Source organism: Amycolatopsis thermalba, from assembly GCF_003385215.1.
Lineage (GTDB): Bacteria > Actinomycetota > Actinomycetes > Mycobacteriales > Pseudonocardiaceae > Amycolatopsis_E > Amycolatopsis_E thermalba.
In genome coordinates this window covers 1-3,708 of sequence record NZ_PQHW01000196.1, presented here as the reverse complement: position 1 = coordinate 3,708, position 3,708 = coordinate 1, and the positions used below count along the sequence as shown (strand labels likewise).

Below are 3,708 nucleotides of genomic sequence, written 5' to 3'. Positions count from 1 at the left end.
GGGCCGGGGTGACCAGCGGGGCGGGCGCCGGCGCCACGGCCGCCGTCGTGCCGGTCGCCGCGCCTGCGCTGGACAACGCCAGGGTCGCCACCAGGAAGTCGTCGTGCCGGGTGACCAGGCCGAGCCGCAGCGGTTCGCCGTCCGGGCCGGGATGGGCCGGCAGGTCCTGGGCGTCCACCGCCATGTTGGAGCGGTGCCGCGGGTTCACGGCGCCCGCGGCGGCGGAGACGAACGCGTTGGCCGTCGTGGCCGGCGGCCCGGGACGCAGCACCCGGCCACCGGCCAGGATCGCGTCGCCGGTGAGGCCGAGATCGCCTTCGAAGGCGGTGATCCCCAGCGTGACCGGCGCGCCGGGATCGGCCTCCCGCAGCCGCACGCAGTCGCCGCGGTGCGGCCGGATCCGGTCGTGGCCGTGGTAGACCGTGACGTGCCGCGGGGGCGCCGATGGCGCCTCCCACACCACGACCAGCGACCAGCCGCCGAAGCACCCGGCGCCCTGCGGGGTCCAGATGTTGCCGACCGTGACGTCGAGCGGGCCGGGCCGGTCGCGCAGCGCGCCGGTGACGTCGGCGTGCGCGCTGTACCAGCGGTCCAGGCCGGGCCGGGGCCCGTCCCGGCGGATCGTGAACCGGCCGGGCCGCAGCACCGTCACCGCGCCCGCGGCGGCCAGCGTCACCGGCTGGGTCTGCGGGCTGCCCGGCGTGCGGGTGCCGCGGGCGCACGGCCCGGCGCCGTCGCCCAGGACGCCGGCCCAGGTCAGCTCCGCGTGGCGCACCCGCGCCCCGGCCGGGAGCGGCACCCGCGCGGTCGACGAGTTGTACGTCTCGGGCCGCCCGTCGACGTCGGCCCAGACCATCCGGTACCGGTCGTTCTGACCGGGCGGCCCCACGGCGACCCCGCCTTCGGCGACCCGGCACAGGACGGCGCCGGCATCCGGCGGGCAGACGGTGACGGTGTTACCCACCGTGACGAAATCACCGGCCACCTGCTGGTCGAACACCACGGCCCAGGGGGCCGCCGGCGCGGCGTGGGCCACCGGCGGCAGCGTGACCCACAGCAGGAGCGCCACGACCCCGAGGAAACGACATTTCATATTCCACACCCTCCGCGAAGCCGTCCGACCGGCTCTTTCGGGGAACCTTCGACGAGTCAACTGGAAGTTCCGGATGGACGCCCGTACAGTCGCCAGGCGTGATCACCAACTTGGTACTGATCATCGTACTCATCACCCTGCTCATCGTCGCGGTGACGATTGTTCTCGGGCGCACCAGGACAGCCGCATCGGGTGAATTCGATTCCGATGGTCTTTCATTTCTCGGCGGCCTTTTCAACGCGCTCTTCCTGGTCGTGCTCGCGTTCTACGTGGTCTTCGCCTGGGAGAACGGCGACGACCTGGACAACCGGGCCGCGACGGAGGCCGACGCGCTGATCGATCTCTACTGGCAGGTGGACGGGGTGCCCGACCCGGCGCGCATCGCCGTGCAGGACCTGGTCCGCGGGTACGCCGACGAGGTCGTCGACGGCGAATGGGCGCGGCTGGCGGACGGCCACGACGACGGTGCCGTGGCGGACCTGATCAGCACGATGCGCCAGCGCGTGTCCGCGCTCCCCGCCGACACCGACCAGCTGAGCACCGCCCGCGAGAACGCGCTCCAGGACGTCCGCGTCCTCGACGACAACCACCGCGCGCGTGTCGACGCCGCGACGGACCAGGACCCGTTCACCGAAACCCTCCTCGCGGCGACGATCGTCGGCGCGGTGCTCATGATCGCGTTCCCGTTGCTGATCGGGTTGCGGGCGCGGCGGAACCACGTCGCGCTCATGGCCGTCACCGCCGCGGTGCTGGTCGCCACGGTGATCGCGTCGATCGAGCTGCAGGACCCGCTGAACGGCATCTTCGCCAGCGAGCCGGATTCCTTCCGCACCGTGCAGACCACGCTGCCGGACCCGCGCTGATCCGGTCCACAGTGGACCCGCGCCGGAGCGCCGGCTGCTTTCCGGCTCAGCAGCGCTCACGACGCGACCGCCGGGTTCACCGGCGACCCGCGATGGGCGCCGGCTTCGCCGATCCACTCACCGCGCTGCGCGGCAGCACGTCCTGACGACGGCGCCCGCGCCGCCGGTCGCATCACGTCCGACGGCGCTCCGGTCAGGTGCCGGTATCGTGGGCGGACGGTGTGGCGGGACGGCCAGGAGGGATCCGGCGTGCGGGAGCAGATGCAGATCGGCGAGGTGGCCGAGCGCACCGGGCTGTCCCTGCGCACGATCCGCTACTACGAGGAAGTCGGGCTGGTCGTGCCGAGCGCGCGCAGCCAGGGCGGGTTCCGGCTCTACACCGAGCCGGACGTGGACCGGCTCCAGCTGATCAAGCGGATGAAACCGCTGGGGTTCCAGCTGGAGGAGATGCGCGACCTGCTGGCCATCCTCGATCCCGTTCCCGGCAGCCCGGACCTCGCGGTCCCGGCCGCCCGGCTGGCCGAGTTCAGCCGGACCGCCGAGCAGGCGTGTGCGGACCTGCGCGCGAAACTCCGCGTCGCCGAGGAGTTCGCCGCGCTGTTGCGGGCGCACCTGGACCAGGCGCCGGGACGGCGGAGCTCCGCCCCGGTCCGGTCGCGCTGACCGCGCACCCCCCACCGTCGAGTACGGGCGGGTTCCGTGCGGGACGAGCGCCGCCTGGCGTGATCCCGCCCGCACTCGGCCCCATCTCTCGTCTAACGTGAGGGTAGAGTTGCCGACGGCCGCCGCGCGTGTGCCGGCGGTCCGGCCGGGTCACCGACGCCCGCGGCCGGCGCGGTCCGGGTCATCCGCCCGGGTGCCCGCTCGCCGTCGTCCTGTCCGTGTCGCCGCGCCCGGTGCGCGCCCGAGCATTGGTTGTCCGTACGTGTCGAATGCGTTGTCCTTCGCGCGCCTGCGCGGCGCCCGCCCGTCGTGGCTGTCGCCCCGGGTCGCCCGCACCGAGATCCTCGCCGGCCTGGTGGTGGCGCTGGCGTTGATCCCGGAGGCGATCTCGTTCTCCATCATCGCCGGGGTCGATCCCAGCATCGGCCTGTTCGCCTCGTTCACGATGGCCGTGGTCATCTCGGTGGCGGGCGGGCGCGCGGCGATGATCTCCGCGGCCACCGGCGCGATCGCGCTCGTGGTCGCGCCACTGGCCCGCGAGCACGGGCTGGGTTACCTGATCGCCGCGGTCATCCTCGGCGGGCTGTTCCAGATCGTGCTCGGCTCGCTCGGCGTGGCCCGGCTGATGCGGTTCGTCCCGCGCAGCGTCATGGTCGGCTTCGTCAACGCGCTGGCGATCCTGATCTTCCTGGCCCAGGTGCCGGAGCTGATCGACGTGCCGTGGCCGGTGTACCCGCTGTTCGCCGGCGGGCTCGCAGTCATGATCCTGTTCCCCAAGGTCACCAAGGTGATCCCCGCGCCGCTGGTGTCCATTGTGGCCCTCACCGTGCTGACGGTGGCCGCCGGGATCGCGGTCCCCACGGTCGGCGACAAGGGCGCCCTGCCGTCGTCGCTGCCGGTCCCGGGCCTGCCTGACGTGCCGTTCAGTGTCGACACGCTCAGCACCATCGCCCCCTACGCATTGGCGTTCGCGCTGGTCGCGCTGATGGAGTCGCTGATGACCGCGAAGCTGGTCGACGACATCACCGACACCCACTCCAACAAGACCCGCGAGGCGATCGGCCAGGGCATCGCCAACGTCGTCACCGG

At 73.0% G+C, this 3,708-nt stretch carries 3 protein-coding genes and 1 pseudogene; 3 read left to right on the top strand and 1 reads right to left on the bottom strand.

Annotated features, from left to right (window positions below):
• Positions 1-1,093 (bottom strand): annotated as a pseudogene (locus D0D15_RS35455) (hypothetical protein); the annotation flags it as partial.
• Between the two features lie 98 nt (positions 1,094-1,191).
• Here D0D15_RS35455 and D0D15_RS35450 point away from each other — a divergent pair.
• The 3 genes from D0D15_RS35450 to D0D15_RS35440 all read left to right on the top strand — a co-directional run.
• Complete coding sequence (locus D0D15_RS35450; RefSeq protein WP_233157258.1) at positions 1,192-1,956, top strand: bestrophin-like domain; 765 nt, start codon at positions 1,192-1,194, stop codon at positions 1,954-1,956.
• 261 nt (positions 1,957-2,217) lie between these two features.
• Entirely contained in the window at positions 2,218-2,619 is a 402-nt protein-coding gene (locus tag D0D15_RS35445; protein ID WP_115945092.1) for a MerR family transcriptional regulator, read from the top strand.
• Between the two features lie 262 nt (positions 2,620-2,881).
• A partial coding sequence (locus D0D15_RS35440; RefSeq protein WP_162830734.1) for a SulP family inorganic anion transporter occupies positions 2,882-3,708 on the top strand: 827 nt, incomplete at its 3' end.

What these genes read in the sequence shown, in the direction of transcription:
- D0D15_RS35445 (WP_115945092.1), top strand. Translation starts at nt 2,218, where the DNA reads ATGCAGATCGGCGAGGTGGCCGAGCGCACCGGGCTGTCCCTGCGCACG.